Source organism: Hyalangium minutum, assembly GCF_000737315.1.
In the GTDB taxonomy this organism is placed as follows: domain Bacteria; phylum Myxococcota; class Myxococcia; order Myxococcales; family Myxococcaceae; genus Hyalangium; species Hyalangium minutum.
The window spans coordinates 426722-444372 of record NZ_JMCB01000005.1; the positions used below are offsets into that span (position 1 = coordinate 426722).

Below are 17651 nucleotides of genomic sequence, written 5' to 3' on the forward strand. Positions count from 1 at the left end.
TGGAGCCCCGCCGTGGCCTCGCGCACCCTCTCGCTTGCCTACGTGGTTGGCACCGCGTTCCTGCTGGGGACAGTGGGGAGCGGCTATGTCGTGGCCCGTGACGCTGATGTGCTGGCCCTGCGCCTGCCCACGCGAGTCCTGGCTCCCACGAAGCACACGATCGAGACGCCTCGGGACGCCGTGGAGCACTTCCAGTGCAACCGGTGCCACGCGGTGCCCGGCCTCGAGCCCGTGTCGGCGCCCTTGGCTGAGAACTGTGTGACGTGTCACCAGGCCATTACCGCCGGGCGGCTCGACCTCTGGTATCAGGAGGCGCACGTCGAGAAGTGGAAGCAGCACCTCACGCACCTGGTGAGGACCCCGGATCTTGGCTCGCTCGGCCAGCGGGTCAAGCGCAGTTGGCTCATTGGCTGGCTTCAGGCGCCGCACGCGGTGAGGCCCCTGTACGGGGCCACGATGCCCAAGCTGAAGATGAGTCCACGGGAGGCCGAACTCATCGCCGACTTCCTCGCGGTGACCGAGGAGGAGTCAGGGGAGCCTCCGCGAGGGAATGCGGCGGCCGGGCGAGCGCTCTACGAGAAGAGCCAGTGCGCCACCTGTCACTACCGCGGGGACTCTCCGCTTGCGTCCCTGCGCTATGGCTCGCCGGAGTTCCTGAGTCCTTCGGCTCGGAGGCGCGCTCCGGACCTGAAGTATGTGCGCAGCCGCATGTCGCTCTCGCAGCTGCGGAGCTGGCTGGTGGAGCCTCAGCGGATCCTCCCCGATACCGAGATGCCTTCCTTTTCGTTCACGCCTCAGCAGGTCGAAGATCTGGTGACCTTCCTGAGCGAGCCGCTGCCCGAGACGGGGGCCGTGCCGCGTCCCGCGTACAAGCCCCGCCTGCTCGGGCGCGAGGTGCACTACCCCGAGGTCGCGGAGAAGCTCTCGCGCCACCTGTGCTTTCACTGTCACTCCGACAGGAACCGGCCGGGTGACCAAGGGCCAGGCAACACCGGTGGGTTTGGCTACAGCGGCGTCTCGCTCGATCTCGCCACGCGGGAGGGCATCCTCCGGGGCGTCAAGCGCGATGGCCAGTTCCGAGGGTTCCCGGATCGGCTGGAGGATGGGACGCCTCGGCTGATTGCCAGCCTCCTGGCCCGCCACGTTGAGCTGGACGGGCACTACGGCTCGGCGGTGATGGGCATGCCCCTGGGCTTCCCTCCCATTCCCGATGAGGAGATCGATCTCATCTCCACGTGGATCGAGCAAGGCGCGCCCGAATAGGCGGAGCCTCGGGTCCCCGGAACCCAGCGAGATGAGGCTGGTGGGAACGCCCCACCAAGTTGGAACGCGTCTCACCGAGTCGGGCGCTGTTCAGGGCCAGTAATCCACAGGCCTGCCGGCGGTGCTGTTGCCTGTTCTCGCGGCACCGTCCTTCAGTTCCTCGGAGCTCATCTCGACGATGAAACAGGCGGGAAGCTCTTCCTGTTGCGGCAACTTCACTCGGTCATATTTCACGATGATGGAGCCCGGCTTGCCGGTGAGGGTCTTCTCGGGCACGACGTAGACCTTCCCGCCGAAAAACCGCGTCCCTGGGGGCGCGACCTCGCGCTGCCTGCCGGTCACCCCTTTCGGAACAACGCCGACCACCGTGTCGCCCACGCGATGCCAAACGTCATCGTCCTCACCGTATCGGTCATCCATCATCAGGAAAAACTGCTCTGACTCTCGCCAACCCAGCTGCTTTCGCGTTGCGACCGCGCCCTCTGGGCAGGTGAACGGATCAGGCCGGACCTGGGCTCCGGTGCATCCGGCCGCGATGGCACATCCGACCGTTAGGGCTTTGCGCAGGTCCGAGCCGGGGGAGGTCTTCTGGCGGCGTGCTTGCTTCGGATCTTCGGGGGGCTGGGTCTTCACGGGTGAACCTTCCTCCTCTTGGGGGACGTATGCCGTCTCTCTCCCGGGCATGGGCTCGGGGGCAGGTGACATATCAGGGGCAGCCGTCTGGGGCGGCGCGGGCGGGGCGGCACTTGAGAGCGTCGGCACACCGGAACGCATCCAGAGCGTGACGAGAGCGCCGAGCATGACGGCAGTGACCGTGCCGGCCGCGAGCACCTTCCCCGAGCGGCGAGCGCCGGCAACCGCCCTTTGGCGGAACGCACGCAGACGGCCCCAGCGGCCCGGGTTCCGCTCGACCGGCTCGCCGACCGGCTCGGGTCTGCGCTGCTCCGAGGGGGGATGTGCGGGCACCCGGTACTCCGCTCCCGGGTGTGCCGCGAGCTCCACCAGCTCGCGGTGAAGGGCATCGGTATCCACCGGGCGCTTGGCGGGATCGCGTGACAGCAGGTCGTCCACGAGGTCGCCGAGCGCTTCGGGAACGCGAGCGTTCAGACCTCGCGCGGGTGAAGGCGGGCCGAAGGGGCTGTTCAGCGTCTCCCGCGGGCGTGCCTCTGTCGGCCGCGGATCCGTCAGCAGCTCGTAGAGCATCGCGCCAACGGCGAAGAGCTCGTCGGCCACCTGGAAGGCGTACCGCGCCCGGTGCTCGTCTCTGTGCTCGCGCAGGAACTTGAACTGCTCGGGCGCGCGGAACCGATCCGTTCCAGGGGGCAGGCCGCTCTCGGTCAAGTCCGCCGCTTGCGTGTGGGTCGCGCAGCTGAAGTCGATGATGACCGGCTCGCCGTCGCTCTTTCGGATCAGCACGTTGGACAGCTTCAGGTCCCGGTGAAGGATGCCCTTGCTGTGCATGTACTTCAGGGCGGAGGCAAGCTTCGCGAAGACGCGCAGGATCTCCTGCAGCGTGGGGTGCTTCTTTTCCTGCCACTCGCCCAGCGTCCAGCCATCGACGTACTCCAGCGCAATATACATATTGCCCGCTTCGGCGTAGCCATACCCGAGCGGCTGGATGATGTTTGGGTGGCCCTGTTCCATCAACAGCAGCAGGACCGTCAATTCACGCATCGCCCTCACATGCGTCTGCATGGCGTCGCCGCTGGCATCGCGGTGCCGTGCCACCTTGAGCGCTCGGAGCTGCTCATCCTTCTGCACCAGGTAGACGACCGCGGAGCCACCGTCGCCGAGTTCCCTCAAGACGTGCCAACCGTCAATCATGGCGCCAGAAGGCAGCCGGAGAAGGGTGGTCATCGCTTGCCCTCCGCTACGGCGGCCGGGAGTGTCACACTCGGAATCACAAGGCTCCGGCCGGTGTCGCCGAGTACTTCCAGGGCGAAGACCACGCCGGCACTCGCGGGCGGCTCGTCTGCCACCACAAGCACACCAACGGATTCCCCGGGTGCGATCGTGTCCCTTGCAGCCGTCACGCGAAGCACACGCAGCGCGACTCCCCCCTTGCCTGTCAACGTCGCACTGCGCGGCGAGAAGGGCGGGAGCCCGGCCCCGTTGCGTATACCGATGTTAAAGAGCACCCAACCGTTACCGCGATACGACACGCCCGGATACGCGGAGAGTCCGTGCCCATTGTCCGCCACGCGGTCGATGCCCCGGGTCTGCACACCGCGCGCATCCACGTAACCCATCCGCACGAAGTCTTCGGGCAGGGGGGCTGCGCGCTGCTCTTCGACCGGACAGACTGCCTTCGGCAACTCGGGCCGCTTCACGTCGATCCGCGTGTCCACTTCGGCCGCGTCCATGACGAGCACGAACGCGGCCCGAGCGGGCGCCTTCCCATCCGCGAAGAACACCTCGAGCTCCTGGCGCTCGTCGGCCCGGTAATCGTCCACGGCTTGGACGATGATCGAGCTTTCACCGGCATCCCGAATCCGAATCCGCGACGGATCGACCGTGATCGTCTTCTTGAGGATCTGCGCGGGGAACCACAGCAGCGTCAGCGTGTCGGGCGAGACGCGGATCTCGGGCAGGGGCCCGGCAGGAGTGCCGGTGACCGTGACCGTCCGTTCTCGCTTCGCCCGACGCAAGTCCGCCTCGCCTCGCGCGGCGGTGCCCCAGAGGACCAGGAGCGCAAGGGCCAATCTACCAGGTTGTGGCAAGGGTGCGTGACCTCCTGGATGGGTACGCTACCATCGCCTACGCCTGTACAGTGCGCCTCAAGTGGAGGGGTCAAGGCGCCGTGCGCCCACCGACACACGTGGATCGAGCAAGGCGCGCCCGAGTAGCCCCGTGACGGGGCTCACGCGAGGAGGGCGCGCAGGCTTCCGGACAGGCCGCGCAGGCGGCGCAGCGCGCCCTCGTGGTCCCCGTCACCGATGTCCTTCCACAGTCCGAGCTGCGCCTCGGCCAGGCCCGCGATGGTGATGGGGTAGGTTGCGGCCTCGGTGACAGCGCCCTTCTCGTTGATCAAGTAGCGGCCGTTCAATGCAAACAGCACCTGGGCCAGGCAGCTCAGCGCCCGGTAGGCGCACCCCGCGATGTGCGTGCGCTCGCCGCGCCGGGCCGCGAGCTCGGCATTGCTGATGGCGAAGTCCACCTCCCAGCCGAAGCGGAAGATGAGCTCCTTCTTCAGCGCCTCTGGATAGGGCCACGTCTGGCCCTTCAGCTCGGCGATGCGGCCGAGCGGATCGAAGAGCGGCTGGCACGTGGCGACCTCTCCCATCCAGATGGCCGAGCAGAAGCCGTGGGGGTGTCCCGTCTGGTAGTTCATCGAGAAGCGGCCCTGCCGTGCCTCGGCGATGACGTCGCGCACACGGCCCAAGTCCCGGTAGATCAGATCCACCTTGGTGCCGCCAATGTGGAGCCAGCCGCCACCGTTGATCCAGGGCCCCCACTCTCCAAACTGCGTCACCGTCTCGGAGGGATCATCGACCACCGGGACGATGGCCGAGCGCAGTGCCTCGACGTCGAAGGGCGCGTCCGGCTCGTAGTAGATTCCGACGTCGTAGTCGGACAGGGGGCCCGCGGTTCCTCGCGCTCGCGAGCCTCCGAGCACGAGTGCGGACACGCCTGGAAGGGGTTGGAGGGCTTCGACTACACGGCTCAGGATGGGGTCCAAGGGGCTCTCCGATCAGCCGCGCAGGCTCGACAGGTCCTCGCGCTTGGGCAGGGCAGCATAGGAGCCCGGCCGGGTCACCGTGAAGGCGCCACAGCGCGTGGCGAACTCCAGCGCCTCGCGCAGACGCCCCTCTTCCTGGGCCCAGGAGGCGAGGGTGCCACGCGACACTTTCGCGTCCACCAGGGCGGAGATGAGACCGCCGATGAAGGCATCTCCCGCCGCCGTGGTGTCGACGACCTGGACCGAGGGGGGCTTCACCCGCAGGCGTGTGCGCGCCGTCACCGCCGTCACTGGCTCACCGCCATCGGTGATGACCACCAAGACGGCCCCGGCCGCCAGCCGCGCCTGGAGGTAGCGCTCCTCTGACTCCGCTCCGCGCAGCAGCTCCAGCTCTTCGCGCGACAACTTGATGAGCTGTGCGCGGTCGAGCAGGGAGTTGACTCGGACCCGGTCCACGAGATGGTCCGGCCACAGGTTGGCGCGCAGGTTGGCATCCACGCTGACGAGTGCGCCCGCGGCCGCCGCCTTGTCGGCCACCGTGATGGTCGTAGCGGTGATGGCCTCCTCCGTCAGCGTGTTCGAGCACAGGTGGAGGATGGAGCTGCCGTCGAACAGTCCCTCGGGCAGGTGCTCGGGACGGTAGAGCAGGTCCGCGGAGGGGGGCCGGTAGAAGTCGAAGCGGCGCTCACCCGAGGCATCCCGGGACACGAAGGCCAGGGCCGTCTTCGCTTCCAGGGTGCGCGCCACGTGGCGCACGTCCACGCCGTGCGAGGCCAGCTCCTCGAGGATGAAGTCCCCGAAGCGGTCGCGCCCCAGCATGCCGATGAACTGGCTCGGCACGCCCAGGCGTGCGCAGGCCACGGCCACGTTGGCCGGAGCCCCTCCCGCGTAGGGGGTGAAGGTCTCCTGCGCGGTGGAAGAGCCCAGGCGGCTGGACAGCATGTCGACCAGGGCTTCTCCGAAGGCGATGAGGCGTGTCATGGGCGTGCCGTCTCCTCAGGCCTGGGCTATGGGCGGGGACTCGCGTGCCGGATCGAGCGACTGGAGCGTGGCCACCACGCCTTGCTCGTCCAGCTGCTTGCGCAGCTTCAGGTACAGCTCCACGAAACCCGGGTGCGCCGGAAGCTTCGAGCCAACCACTTCCTTGAGCGACAGGAGCGTCATGGGCGAGGTGCTCTTCATCACCGGCTCGAGCTGGGTGCGCGCGTTGGGCTCGTGGATGGGGTACGCCTCGCCTTTCTCGTCCTTGCCCTGGAGGTAGCGGTCATAGGCGGCGAGGAGGAACGCGACGCGGTGGTAGGGGCGGCCGCCGTCGAGAATGGCGTGCACGGTGGGCAGCAGGAAGCCAGGGATCTTCGAGCCTCCGTCGCTGCACAGGCGCGCGAGCTGATCGCTCACGGCGCGGTTGCCAAAGCGCTCGAGCAGCTTGTCCTTATATGCGGGGATCTCCAGGCCGGGCAGGGACTTGAGCCACACGCCCGCGTCATGGTCCAGGAAGCCGCGCAGGTAGCTGAAGAAGAGCTTGTCGTGCAGCGCGTCGTCCACCCTGCGCAGCCCCGAGAGGAACGCGGGGTAGGAGAGCATGGTGTGCGTCGCGTTGAGCAGGCGGATCTTCGCCTCCTCGTAGGGCGACACGTCCTGCGTGAACATGACGCCCACGGCGTCCCACGCGGGGCGGCCGTTCGGGAAGTGGTCCTCGAGCACCCACTGGATGAAGTCCTCGCAGATGACCGGGGCGCTGTCGTCCACCTGGGTCAGCTCGCGCAGCTTCTTCCGGGCGGCGTCGTCCGTGGCGGGAGTGATGCGGTCCACCATGCCGTTGGGGAAGGCCACCTCGCGCTCGATCCACGCGGCGAGCTCGGGGTCACGCGCCTTGGCGAACGACACCAGCGCGCGCCGGGCCTGGTCGCCGTTGTGGCGCAGGTTGTCGCAGGACAGCACCGTGAAGGGCTTGATGCCCGCCTTGCGGCGCCGGGCCAGCGCCTCCACGAGGTAGCCGAACGCGCCCTGGGGCGAGCTGGGATGCTGAAGGTCGTGCGCGACGGTGGGGTGCTTCAGGTTGAAGGCGCCGTGCTCATCGAGCAGGTAGCCGCCCTCGGTGATGGTCAGCGACACGATGCGGATGTCCGGGTGGCTGAGCTTGTCGAGCACCGCTGCCGGGTTCTCCGGCGCGTAGAGGTACTCCACCATGCACTCGACGACGCGCGACACGTGCGAGCCGTCCGGCGCCATCTCGCTCACGGTGTACAGGCCGTTCTGCTTCTTCATGGCCGCGGCCATGGCGGCGTCCTGGGGCAGCAGGTTGATGCCGCAGATGCCCCAACCCTCCTGGCCGGGCCGCGCGAGGGCGCGGTCGGTGTAGATGGCCTCGTGCGCACGATGGAAGCCTCCCACGCCGATGTGGGCGATGCCGGCGCGCACCTTGCTCCGGTCATAGCCGGAGCGGATGACGGTGGAGGGCAGGCTCGAGAGGTGCGCCTGATCAAGGGTGTGCATGGAGCAGCGGAGTCCTCAGTTGAAGGTAGGGTGGTGGATGGCGACGCCGTTGGCGTCGAAGACGTGGAGGCGCTCGGGCCGCAGCTCGGCCGAAGCGGTCGTGCCCTCGATGGGCCCCACATCGCCCGGACAGCGCACGGTGAGCCGTCCCAGCTGCGGCACGGAGAGGTAGGCGTAGGCGTCGCTGCCCAGCCGCTCGATCATGTCCACGCGGCCTTCCACTGTGCCCTGGCCTGCCGGACCCAGCGCGAGGTGTTCGGGCCGCACGCCCACGGTGAGGCGGGTGCCCTCGGCGACCGTGGGGAGGCCCTGAGGCAGCGCCAGGCGGCTGCCGTTGGCCAGCGTGAGCGAGCCGTCCGTGCGGGTGCCCTCCAGGAAGGCCATCTGCGGCATGCCGAGAAAGCCCGCCACGAAGCGATTGGCAGGGCGGCGGTAGAGCTCTTGCGGCGAGCCGGCCTGCTCGATGTTGCCCGCGCTGAAGATGACGACCTTGTTGGCGAGCGTCATCGCCTCCACCTGATCGTGGGTGACGTAGATCATCGTCGCCTTGAGGTCCTGGTGCAGCCGGGCGAGCTCCAGGCGCATCTGCACGCGCAGCGCCGCGTCCAGGTTGGACAGGGGCTCGTCGAACAGGAAGATGCGCGGCTCGCGGACGATGGCGCGCCCGATGGCGACGCGCTGACGCTGGCCGCCCGACAGCGCGCTCGGCTTGCGATCCAGGTAGGGCTCGAGCCCGAGGATGCGCGCGGCCCGCTCCACCTTCTCGTTGATGAGCTGGGGGTCCGCCTTGGCCAGCTTCATCGAGAACGACATGTTCTCGCGGATGTTCATGTGCGGGTAGAGCGCGTAGGACTGGAACACCATGGCCAGGTTGCGCTTGGCGGGAGGCAGGTCCGTGATGGGCTTGCCATCCATCAGGATTTCGCCCGAGGAGGCCTCCTCCAGGCCGGCGATGAGGCGCAGGAGCGTGGACTTGCCGCAGCCCGAGGGGCCCAGGAACACGCAGAAGTCGCGGTCCTCCACGCGCAGGTCCACGCCCTTGATGACGTGGGTCTCACCGAAGGACTTCGTCAGGGACTTGATTTCGAGTTGTGCCATGGACGTGTTCCGTTACTTGACGGCGCCGAAGGTCAGACCGCGGACGAGCTGCTTCTGAGAGGCCCAGCCCAGGATGACGATGGGCGCGCACGCGAGCGTGGAGATGGCGGAGAGCTTGGCCCAGAACAAGCCCTCCGGGCTGGAGAACGACGCCACCAGGGCGCTGAGCGGCGCGGCCTGGGTGGTGGTGAGGTTGAGCGACCAGAAGGCCTCGTTCCAGTTGAGGATGAGTGACAGCAGCGCCGTGGATGCCAGGCCTCCACGGCTCACCGGCAGCAGCACCCGGGACATCTCCTGGAAGAGCGTGGCCCCGTCCATGCGCGCCGCCTCGAGGATGTCGCGCGGCACGTCCCGGAAGTAGGTGTAGATCATCCACACCATGATGGGCAGGTTGGCGAGCGCGAAGATGACGATGAGCAGGATGCGCGAGTCGAGCAGGCCCGTGAAGCGCGCCAGCAGGTAGATGGGCACCAGCACGCCCACCGCGGGCAGCATCTTGGTGGACAGCATCCACATGAGGAGGCCCTGGGTGCGCCGCGTGGGGTGGAAGGCGAAGGAGTACGCCGCGGGCACGGCCACCAGCATTCCCACCAGCGTGGCGCCGCCACTGGTGAGCAGCGAGTTCCAGGCGAAGTGCAGGTAGTCGTTGCGCTCCATGATCTCCTGGTAGTTCTCCAGCGTGGGCATGAAGAGGAACTCGGGCGGCATGGAGAACGCGCCCAGCTCCGTCTTGAAGCTGGTGACCACCATCCAGAAGATGGGGAAGAAGATGATGAGAGCGACGAGCCAGGCGCCAATCGCTCGCACCGTCTCGGCGGTGCGCCGGCGTTTCTTCAGGTCGGGCATGGGGTGCGGTTCCTAGGCCTGGGTGAGGGATTTGCCAAACACGCGCAGCAGGAGGGCGGCGACCACGTTGGCGAGCACCACCGCCACGAGGCCGCCCGCGGACGCCGTGCCCACGTCGAACTCGAGCAGGGCCTGGGTGAAGACGAGGTAGGGCAGGTTGGTCGTCGAATCCCCCGGCCCGCCGCTGGTGGTGGTGAAGATCTCCGCGAAGATGTTGAGCAGGAAGATGGCCTCCACCATCACCACCACGGCGATGGGCCGCGCCAGGTGCGGCAGCGTGAGGTAGCGGAAGATGGACAGCGGCGTGGCGCCGTCCATCTGCGCCGCCTCCTTCTGCTCCTGGTCCATGGACTGCAGGGACGTGACGAAGATGAGGATGGCGAACGGCAGCCACTCCCAGGTGACGATGATGATGACGGAGAGCAGCGGCCAGTCGGAGAACCAGTTGATGGGGGTGAGCCCCACCAGCTGGAACATCCACGCGAACAGGCCGGACACCGGGTTCATCAACAGGTTCTTCCAGATGAGCGCGCTCACCGTGGGCATGATGAAGAACGGTGAGATGAGCAGCATGCGCACCACGCCCTGGCCCGGGAACTTCGTGTCCACCAGCACGCTGATGAGCACGCCCAGCCCCACGGTGAGGGCCAGGACGCTGCCCACCAGCATCAGCGTGACGAGCAGGCTGTTCAGGAAGCTCGAGGAGGACAGGAAGTAGGTGTAGTTCTCCAGGCCCGCGAAGCCCCGGGTGTCCGGGTCGAGCAGCAGGTAGTTCTGCGTCGAGAAGTACACCGTCATCGCCAGCGGGACGATCATCCACACGAACAGCAGGAAGATGGCTGGCGACGCCGTGAGGCGTCCGGCACGCCGGGATTCGCGAGCGGCTTCACTCATCTCGAGGGCTCCTGGGACGGCAAGAGAGACGGAGTGGGGACGGCGCTACTTCTTGGGGTAGCCCGCGCGCTTCATGGTGCGCTGCACCTGCTCGTTGAGGGACTTGAGCTCCGCGTCCGCCTTGGAGGTGCCCGCCAGCACGCCGGAGAGGCTCTTGCCCACGAGCGTGCCGATGGCCTGGAACTCGGGGATGGTGACGAACTGCAGGCCGGTGTACGGCACGGGCTTGAGCGTGGGCGAGTCCGGGTTGGCCGTCTGGATGGCCTCCTGGGTGACCTTCGCGAAGGGCGTGCTCTTCATGTACTCGGCGTTGGCGTACGTGGACAGGCGCGTGCCGGGGGGCATGGCGGAGATGCCGTACTTCTTGGCCACCAGCGTGCTGTACTCCTTGGACGTGGCCCACTGGATGAAGTCGAAGGCGGCCTGCTGCTGCTTGGAGCTGGAGGGCACCGCGAGCGCCCACGTCCACAGCCAGGAGCTACCCTTGGGCGTCACCTCGCGCGGCGCCTTGACGAAGCCCACCTTGTCCGGCACCTGGCTCTGGGTCTTGTCGGTGATGAAGGCGCCCGCCACGCTGGCGTCCACCCACATGGCGCACTTGCCCGCGTTGAACAGCGTGAGGTTCTCGTTGAAGCCGTTGCTGCTCGGGCCCGGCGGGCCGAACTTGCTCAGCAGGTCCACGTAGAAGTTCACCGTCTGGCTCCACTCGGGCGAGGTGAGCTGGGGCTCCCACTTCTCGTCGAACCAGCGGCCGCCGAAGGCGTTCACCATGGTGGTGAGCAGCGCCATGTTCTCGCCCCAGCCCGCCTTGCCGCGCAGGCAGATGCCGTACACGTTCTTGGACGGGTCATGCAGCTTCTCCGCGAAGCCGCGGATCTGCGTCCACGTGGGCTCCTCGGGCATCTTCAGCCCCTTCGCCGCGAAGAGATCCGTGCGGTAGAAGGTGATGGAGCCCTCGGAGTAGAAGGGCAGCGCGTAGAGCTTGTTGTCCACGGTGAGCTGCCGGCGCACGTTGGGCATGAGGTCGTCCACCTCATACGTGGGCGAGAACTTCTCGAGCGGCATGAGCCAGCTCTTGCGCCCCCACATGGGCGCCTCGTAGGCCCCGATGGTGACGACGTCGAACTGTCCACCGCCGGTGGAGATGTCCGTGGTGAGCCGCTGGCGCAGCGTGTTCTCATCGAGCACCACCCAGCGCAGCTCCACATCGGGGTGCTGCTCGGAATAGGTTTTTGACAGCGCTTGCATGCGGACCATGTCGCCGTTGTTGACGGTGCCAATGGTCAGCGTGGTGGCGGCCAGGGCACTTCCTGAACCGAGCAACATGCCCAAACCCATCAGGGCTGTGGGGACTGCGAGCAGCTTCTTCATGGAGCGACTCCGGGGGGAAGGGGCCACGGCACACGCCAGCTGCGTGCCGGGCGGGTGAGAAAGCGCTTGCAGCGCGAGGCGTACTGCTTTGCGCCCGGTCCATCAAACAAATCCCGGTGGCCCGCGTGATGACGCGGCGCGGCGATAGCTCCTAAGCCGGATTACCGCACGGGTCGGGGGATGGCTGAGCCCGCGACGGTGCGTGCTTCCTCCACCCAGCGGCCCTGGAGGCGGGCCTCGGAGGCCAGCGCCTCCTGCCACGAGGGCCCATCCGGCAACAGGCGCTGCGCGTGGGACAGCGCGAGCCGCTCCAGCGCGCGCTCCTCGCACAGCCGCCGCAGGCCCGGTCCGTCCAGCCCGCACGCCACCAGGAAGGCTTCCCTCGCCGCAGGCCGGATCGGGTGGCGCCGCCACCACTCTGCCTCCGCGCCCTGTATCTCCTCCTCGGTAGGAACCAGCCCCATCGAGCGAGCCCATCCCGCCAGTAAGGCCCGGCGCAGCCCCGCCTCGGCCAGCTCTACGCTGTCCGGCGCCCGCTCCAGCGCGGCCAACACCTGGGAAGAAGGCACTGCTTGGCCTGAGATGACAGACACGTCATCGGCCAGCCTCCGGCGCCTCACGAGCGAGGAGGGCGATGGCCGGGAGGCACCTCGCGGCGGGTGCACAGGCGCTCCCGACCCCAGGAATGCCGCCGCCGCACGGATGCAGGCCTGCGCATCCAAGCGCTTGAGGTCCTCCACGCCTCGCGAGAACCATCCTTCCCAACCGGCTCGTGCCGCCGCGGTCCACTTGGGAGTCACGGCCTCCAGGAGCCGAGGCCAGCTGCGCTCTTGGTAGAAGATTCCCGCTGCCGCCGTCACCAGTGCCTGGGCTTGCTTCGGCTTGAGGACTCGCGCCGCTCGCGCCTGGGCAGCCACGTGACGGACATTGACCAGCGGCACGGTGAGCGGCTGATACCCAAACTCCGCATCCACGTGCAGCAGCGCCACCTCCGAGTCATCCACCAGCACTCCGTCCCGGTACCACTCGAAGATCTGTCCCACGCCCACCATGCCGTGAGCGGACAGCTCCGCAGCGCGCAGCGCTCCCATGCTCGCACCGCCGAAGACGGCCACACCTGCATCCATCGCGGCGAGCAGCTCGTGGTGCCACACGGAGGGCTGCGCCTCGAACAGTCCATCCACCAGCGCGATGGCCCGGGGCCGCAGCGCGAGCGCCCGCCACACATCTCCCTGGCGAGCCGGTGGCAGCACGCGGCAGGAGGCCAGCCGGTGCGCCTCGTCCGCGGGCAGCGACGGACCCAGGAAGACGACGAGATCCTCGGGACGGCGTTTCATAGGAGCTCCGAGATGCCCATGCCCGGCACCACCACGCGTTGGACATGCAGGCCCGGGAGAGGTGCTTCGAGCGAGACGGCGGCAGCCCGCGTAAAGCCCGCTCGCCGGAGCTGGTTCAGCACGCGGCGCACCCCTCGCTCGGGGGATGCACTGTCTCGAGAGAAGTCTGGCATGTCCTGGGGCTGGCGCTTGGGGCGCACCGATGCGCAGACCGTCGCAAAGTCCCGTGCGGCGCTGTGGTCCGCCGCGGCGACATCCTCCCGCGCGCCGTGAATGTCCGTGAGCCGGGATTGGGCCGCTTCCAGCAAGGCTCGCAGCAGCGCGTCGTCTCTCCCGAGTGCGCAGGCGTACCCCGCGGTGAGTGGCACGGGCCCTTGTTGCTGGTCCACCAGCACCGCCGCGGCCACGGGCAAGCCCACCGCTCCCGTGTTTCGTGAAGGAGGCGTGACATCGAAGAGGTACACACCGAACCCCCGCTCCCACAGTGTTCGCGCCAGCGCCGCGGTCTGGGGCGCCCCGCGATCGAGTCCGCTGGGGCTCAGCATGCGTCGCAGGACCGCCTCCTCCGTCCAGCCACCCGGCAGGGTACGGGCGAGCTGATCCCGCTCCGTCGCTTCCAGCAGGGCGTGGAGCAGTGCGCGCCTCGCATCGGGGTGTGCCCCGGAGCCGTTGCTCGTCCAGGCCACGCTGATGGGGCCCAGCTCTCCCTCGGCCGCGGGCGGGCAATATACGCCCTGGGCTGGGACCCACACGGGACGTCCCGTGTGCAGCTCCTCGGCTTGTCGCCAGGCACAGCGCACCGAGTCCGCCCACAGCCGGGGATCCACCCCCCTCCCTGCAGAGCCCAGGGCGTTGGCGCTCCAGGCGTCTCCGTCACGGGCCTCCAGCTCGGCCCGAGTGCTCCAGGTCAGCTGTCCGGAGGGGACGTGCTCCGCCGACCACAGCTCCGCCGTCTCGAAGAGTGCCCCCAGCGCGGCGCTCTCAAAGGTGAGCCCCTTGCCGTTGCAGACCTGGAGCACGTGCCCGCCCGGGCGCACGGCGCAAGCCACTTCCACCCCCGTGCGGTCCAGTCCCGTGATCCGGGCCACACGCGTGACACCCAGGGCCTCGGCCAGCCGGGCTTGAAATACCTGTGAGGTGGCGACGTGTCGGGGAGCGGGCACGGCGCGCAGCTTTAACCCAAAAACCGAGGACTCAGGTCAGCGATCCTCGGTGCCGAAGCGGGGGTCAGCGTCGTCCTGCCGACAGCAGCGCTTGAAGGATCTCCTCGGCATGGGTCCACAGCAGGGAGCCTCCGGCATCGGGGAGCAGATGCCTGCGCGCGGTGGGGATGCGGCGGGACAGCAGCGCCGCATGGTCGGGCGAGTGCACGGTGCTGGTGTCGTGCTCGCCGTACCAGAGGTCGACGGGAACCTGGATGCGGGAGAGCTCGAACGGCCAGCGGCCGAAGGCCAGGGTGAGGTCCCGAGCGTATCCCGTGGATCCCTGGGAGAAGCCTTCCCCGAGTGCCCGTCTGAGGGCGGCCTCGAAGGCGGGTGCGGTGTACACGGCACGGTCGACGCTGGAGCTCGTTCCCGTGATCAGGTTCCACATCATGTCCACGGTCGCCATTCGGGCGAACGAGGCCTCGAACCCCTTCGGATCCGCGGCGACGGTCCCCAGCAGTCCCACGACATTGGGGTGCAGCAGGGGCGAGAGGGTGGGCTCATGGAGATCGTCCTGCCCCGACACCACCGCCACGGCCTCCGGGAGACCGGCTGCCGCGCACGCCAGCGCGAAGGGCGCTCCTTGGGAGAAGCCCACGATTCTGAAGCCCGGCAACGCCAGAGCCTGGGCCAAGTGCCGGATGTCAGCCACCCAGTCGTTCAGCGTTCGCTCCGGAAAAGGATCGGAGGCTCCCAGGCCTGGACGATCCACCGCGATGAGCCGCACCCGCTGCTTGCCGAGGATGTCCGCACCAAAGCCCAGGCTCCTCCCCATGGCCGCACCGGAGAAGAACAGGACGGGGACGCCGTCCTCGGGACCCCACTGGGCCCATCCCAATCCCCTGCCATCGGGCAGCCGGGCTGTTCCGAGGCGCTCGGGTTCTTTGACGCCATAGATCATAGGACGGGCAGCATAGCGGCCGGTTTGCTCCGAGTCCCAGTTCGCTCACCCGTGCGGGCTGTTGGTTGGCTGACGCCAACGCTTGCTTGCTCTGTTGCATCCGGAATGGTGACGCCGCACCTCTGTGCACGGGTGGTCTCGCGGGGGCGCGCATGGGCAAGGCGTGGGTGTGGGGGTTGGTGTTGTTCGCCGTGGGTTGTTCCTCCCCACAGTCTCAGCCATCCGAGGAGCCGCCGCCGCAGGAGCCGCCGCCGGCCGAGCTCCCTCAGCTGTCCGTGGATCCCTACCGCGCGCTGGTGGTGGTCGATGCGTCCGTCGTCCTGGATGCTCGGGCCTCCAATGCAGCCAACGGTCCGTGGAGCTTCCGGTGGCTCATGGAGCAACTCGCGGGCGATGAGGCTCGGGCGCCCCAGTTCGTGGAGGCCTGGCTGCGCTCACTGCGCACCTCGTCGCTGAATGGCTTTGCGCTCGAGGACCGGCGAGGCGTGGAGGTGCTCCTGGGCACGGGTCCCGGTGCATGGCCCCGTACCTCCACGGGAGCGCTGGACCTCTCCCGCGCGCCATTCCGGCTCCTGGCCATCGTGAATCGCATGGACGTCATCAGCTCCGCCTCCTCGAACGGCGAGGGCCGGTTCGTCTTCGGCTTCGTCGATCCCGCCACCGGGGAGCCGGGCCGGATGACCGTTGCCTTCGAGTTCCGGCTGCCGCCGCTCGGGACCTCGGATGACCGCAAGGCCTGGGCCCAGCGGTGGTTCGATGCCGCGCAGCAGCCCTGGGGCGAGGCGTACAACCGGGCCCTCGAAGAGTTGACGCGCGGTTTCTCCGCGAGAGGCGTGGACCCGAACGGCGCGGGCGGCAGTGCCCTCTCGCAGCTGCGGATGAACGAGGCGGCGTTCGGTGAGCTCTGGGAGCTGCGCGAGTGGCAGCTGGAGGCCGGGCCCGGAGGCACATTCCTGCGCCTGTCTCCACTCCCGCAGACGCCTGATGGCGCCATGCACACCTCCAGAGACAAAGTGACCGCAGCGCCCCTGTAGGCGTTATCGACTGGGCAGCAGCGGCGGACGCTGCTTTTCTCTCTGTCATGTATTTCAAGGAGTCCCTCACCCGTACGAGGTGCGGTGCCTACCGTCGTTCCCGCCCAGTTGGGCGCCTCCTCCCTCCCCGAGGAGGCAGCCATACAGGAGGAACTTCGTGAAGAGTCTGTTCAAAGGTGGGTGGGTGGCGGCCGCGTTGGTGGCGTCAGCATGTGGTGCACCCGAGACGGCGGGCTCGGGCGCAAGCAAGGGTCAGCCGGAGTCCCAGCGGCTTGCCTACTACGATGAGTTGGATCTGACGCCTCCGGTGACGGTGGCGGATGTCTCCCCTGCGCCGGACGCGAGCGGCGAGTACCACGGCCAGGTCACCATCACGCTCCGCGCGACGGATGAGTTCAGCGGCGTGGCGAGCATCACCTATGTGCTCAACGGCGCGACGGTCGGCGGGGGCACGGTCGGGGGCAATGCCGTCGTCCTTCCGCCTCTCACCGTTTCCGGCATCACGACCGTTACCTTCTACGCGGTCGATATCGCCGGGAACATTGAGTCCTCGCACGGCATCGATATCAACATCGTCGTGGGAGAGGAGCCTTCTCCTGAGCCGGAACCTGGTCCCGAGCCGACGCCCGAGCCGGAGCCTGGCCCCGAGCCCACGCCGGAGCCTGGGCCCTGCGTGCAGCTCGATCTGAATGACTACAACGTCTTCCTGCTCGGCAACTACACCGGTGGCACCGACGTGCGCGGCAAGGTGGCGGCCGGCGGCAACATCGACATGCAGTACTTCTCCGTTGGGGCGGGCCTGGAGGCCAGCGACATCCACAACGTGCTGGTGGCGGGCGGCAACCTGAGCCTCCGTTCTGGTGGCATCTTCGGCAACACGTCTCACGGGGGCACCGTCTCCGCGGACGGCACGGTGACGATCTACCGAGGCGCGCTGTCGCAGGGCACGCCCATCAACTTCTCCGCCGAGGGCACCGCGCTGACGCAGCTGTCCGCCACCCTCAACGCGCAGGCGGCCAACGGGACGGTGCGGCTCGAGACCTGGGGCGGCCTCTTCCTGGAGGGCACGAACCCGGTGCTCAACGTCTTCAGCGTGAACGCCAGCGCCTTCGCCACGACGAAGTACCTGTCCATCAGCGCTCCCGCGTCGTCCCTGGTGGTGGTGAACGTGGTGGGCGCGTCGGCGACGTTCTCCGGGTTCAGCACGAACTTCGGTGGTGGCATCGACCAGACGGGCGTCCTCTTCAACTTCGTGAACGCCACGAGCATCACCCTCGCCAACCACGGCTTCTTCGGGACGATCCTGGCTCCGTCGGCGCACATCCACTTCAGCAACGGCAGCTTCGATGGCGGCATCTACGCAGGCTCGATGTCGGGCAACGCCGAGGGGCACATCAACCCGCTGAGGGAGATCGACCTCTGCTCGAGCGAGCCGGAGCCGGAGCCGGGGCCGAACTGAGCTTCAGGGATGAGGGATGAACGAGCGGCGGAGGCCCAGGAAGTCAGGGGCTTCCGCCGCTTTCATTC

At 68.0% G+C, this 17651-nt stretch carries 15 protein-coding genes; 3 read left to right on the plus strand and 12 right to left on the minus strand.

What is annotated here, in order from left to right:
• Positions 1-12: 12 nt before the first annotated feature.
• Positions 13-1263, plus strand: a complete 1251-nt coding sequence (locus DB31_RS15270) for a c-type cytochrome (protein WP_044187984.1) — start codon at positions 13-15, stop codon at positions 1261-1263.
• 90 nt (positions 1264-1353) lie between these two features.
• On the opposite strand, the gene DB31_RS15275 is transcribed toward DB31_RS15270, so the two are convergent.
• From DB31_RS15275 to DB31_RS15330, 12 genes are all read right to left on the minus strand, one after another.
• A complete protein-coding gene (locus tag DB31_RS15275; RefSeq protein WP_044187986.1) occupies positions 1354-3120 on the minus strand; it encodes a serine/threonine protein kinase in 1767 nt (588 codons plus the stop codon).
• A complete protein-coding gene (locus DB31_RS15280) occupies positions 3117-3911 on the minus strand; it encodes a DUF2381 family protein (RefSeq protein ID WP_420806698.1) in 795 nt (264 codons plus the stop codon). Before DB31_RS15280 ends, DB31_RS15275 begins: the two co-directional genes overlap by 4 nt.
• 212 nt (positions 3912-4123) lie before the next feature.
• A complete protein-coding gene (locus DB31_RS15285; RefSeq protein WP_044187989.1) occupies positions 4124-4942 on the minus strand; it encodes a nucleotidyltransferase domain-containing protein in 819 nt (272 codons plus the stop codon).
• Between the two features lie 12 nt (positions 4943-4954).
• Complete coding sequence (locus tag DB31_RS15290; RefSeq protein ID WP_044187991.1) at positions 4955-5923, minus strand: carbohydrate kinase family protein; 969 nt, start codon at positions 5921-5923, stop codon at positions 4955-4957.
• A 15-nt stretch (positions 5924-5938) separates the two neighbouring features.
• A complete protein-coding gene (locus tag DB31_RS15295; RefSeq protein ID WP_044187993.1) occupies positions 5939-7438 on the minus strand; it encodes a mannitol dehydrogenase family protein in 1500 nt (499 codons plus the stop codon).
• 15 nt (positions 7439-7453) lie between these two features.
• Positions 7454-8536 (minus strand): ABC transporter ATP-binding protein, encoded by a 1083-nt coding sequence (locus tag DB31_RS15300; protein ID WP_044187995.1) that lies wholly within the window; start codon positions 8534-8536, stop codon positions 7454-7456.
• Positions 8537-8548: 12 nt separating this feature from the next.
• Complete coding sequence (locus DB31_RS15305; RefSeq protein ID WP_044187997.1) at positions 8549-9382, minus strand: carbohydrate ABC transporter permease; 834 nt, start codon at positions 9380-9382, stop codon at positions 8549-8551.
• Positions 9383-9394: 12 nt separating this feature from the next.
• Entirely contained in the window at positions 9395-10276 is an 882-nt protein-coding gene (locus DB31_RS15310) for a carbohydrate ABC transporter permease (protein WP_044187999.1), read from the minus strand.
• Positions 10277-10321: 45 nt separating this feature from the next.
• Positions 10322-11647 (minus strand): ABC transporter substrate-binding protein, encoded by a 1326-nt coding sequence (locus tag DB31_RS15315; RefSeq protein ID WP_044188002.1) that lies wholly within the window; start codon positions 11645-11647, stop codon positions 10322-10324.
• 161 nt (positions 11648-11808) lie between these two features.
• Entirely contained in the window at positions 11809-12984 is a 1176-nt protein-coding gene (locus DB31_RS15320; RefSeq protein WP_044188003.1) for a TfuA-like protein, read from the minus strand.
• The gene (locus tag DB31_RS15325; RefSeq protein WP_044188005.1) at positions 12981-14147 is read right to left on the minus strand and encodes a YcaO-like family protein; all 1167 of its coding nucleotides are present in this window, start codon (positions 14145-14147) and stop codon (positions 12981-12983) included. Before DB31_RS15325 ends, DB31_RS15320 begins: the two co-directional genes overlap by 4 nt.
• A 64-nt stretch (positions 14148-14211) precedes the next feature.
• On the minus strand, positions 14212-15090 hold the full coding sequence (locus DB31_RS15330; protein WP_044188007.1) for an alpha/beta fold hydrolase: 879 nt from the start codon (positions 15088-15090) through the stop codon (positions 14212-14214).
• 152 nt (positions 15091-15242) lie between these two features.
• Between DB31_RS15330 and DB31_RS15335 the strand changes: the two genes are divergently transcribed.
• Both DB31_RS15335 and DB31_RS45970 read left to right on the plus strand, forming a co-directional pair.
• Positions 15243-16124, plus strand: coding sequence for a hypothetical protein (locus DB31_RS15335; protein WP_044188009.1), 882 nt, complete (start codon positions 15243-15245; stop codon positions 16122-16124).
• A 157-nt stretch (positions 16125-16281) separates the two neighbouring features.
• On the plus strand, positions 16282-17583 hold the full coding sequence (locus tag DB31_RS45970; RefSeq protein ID WP_044188011.1) for a choice-of-anchor A family protein: 1302 nt from the start codon (positions 16282-16284) through the stop codon (positions 17581-17583).
• Positions 17584-17651 lie beyond the last annotated feature (68 nt).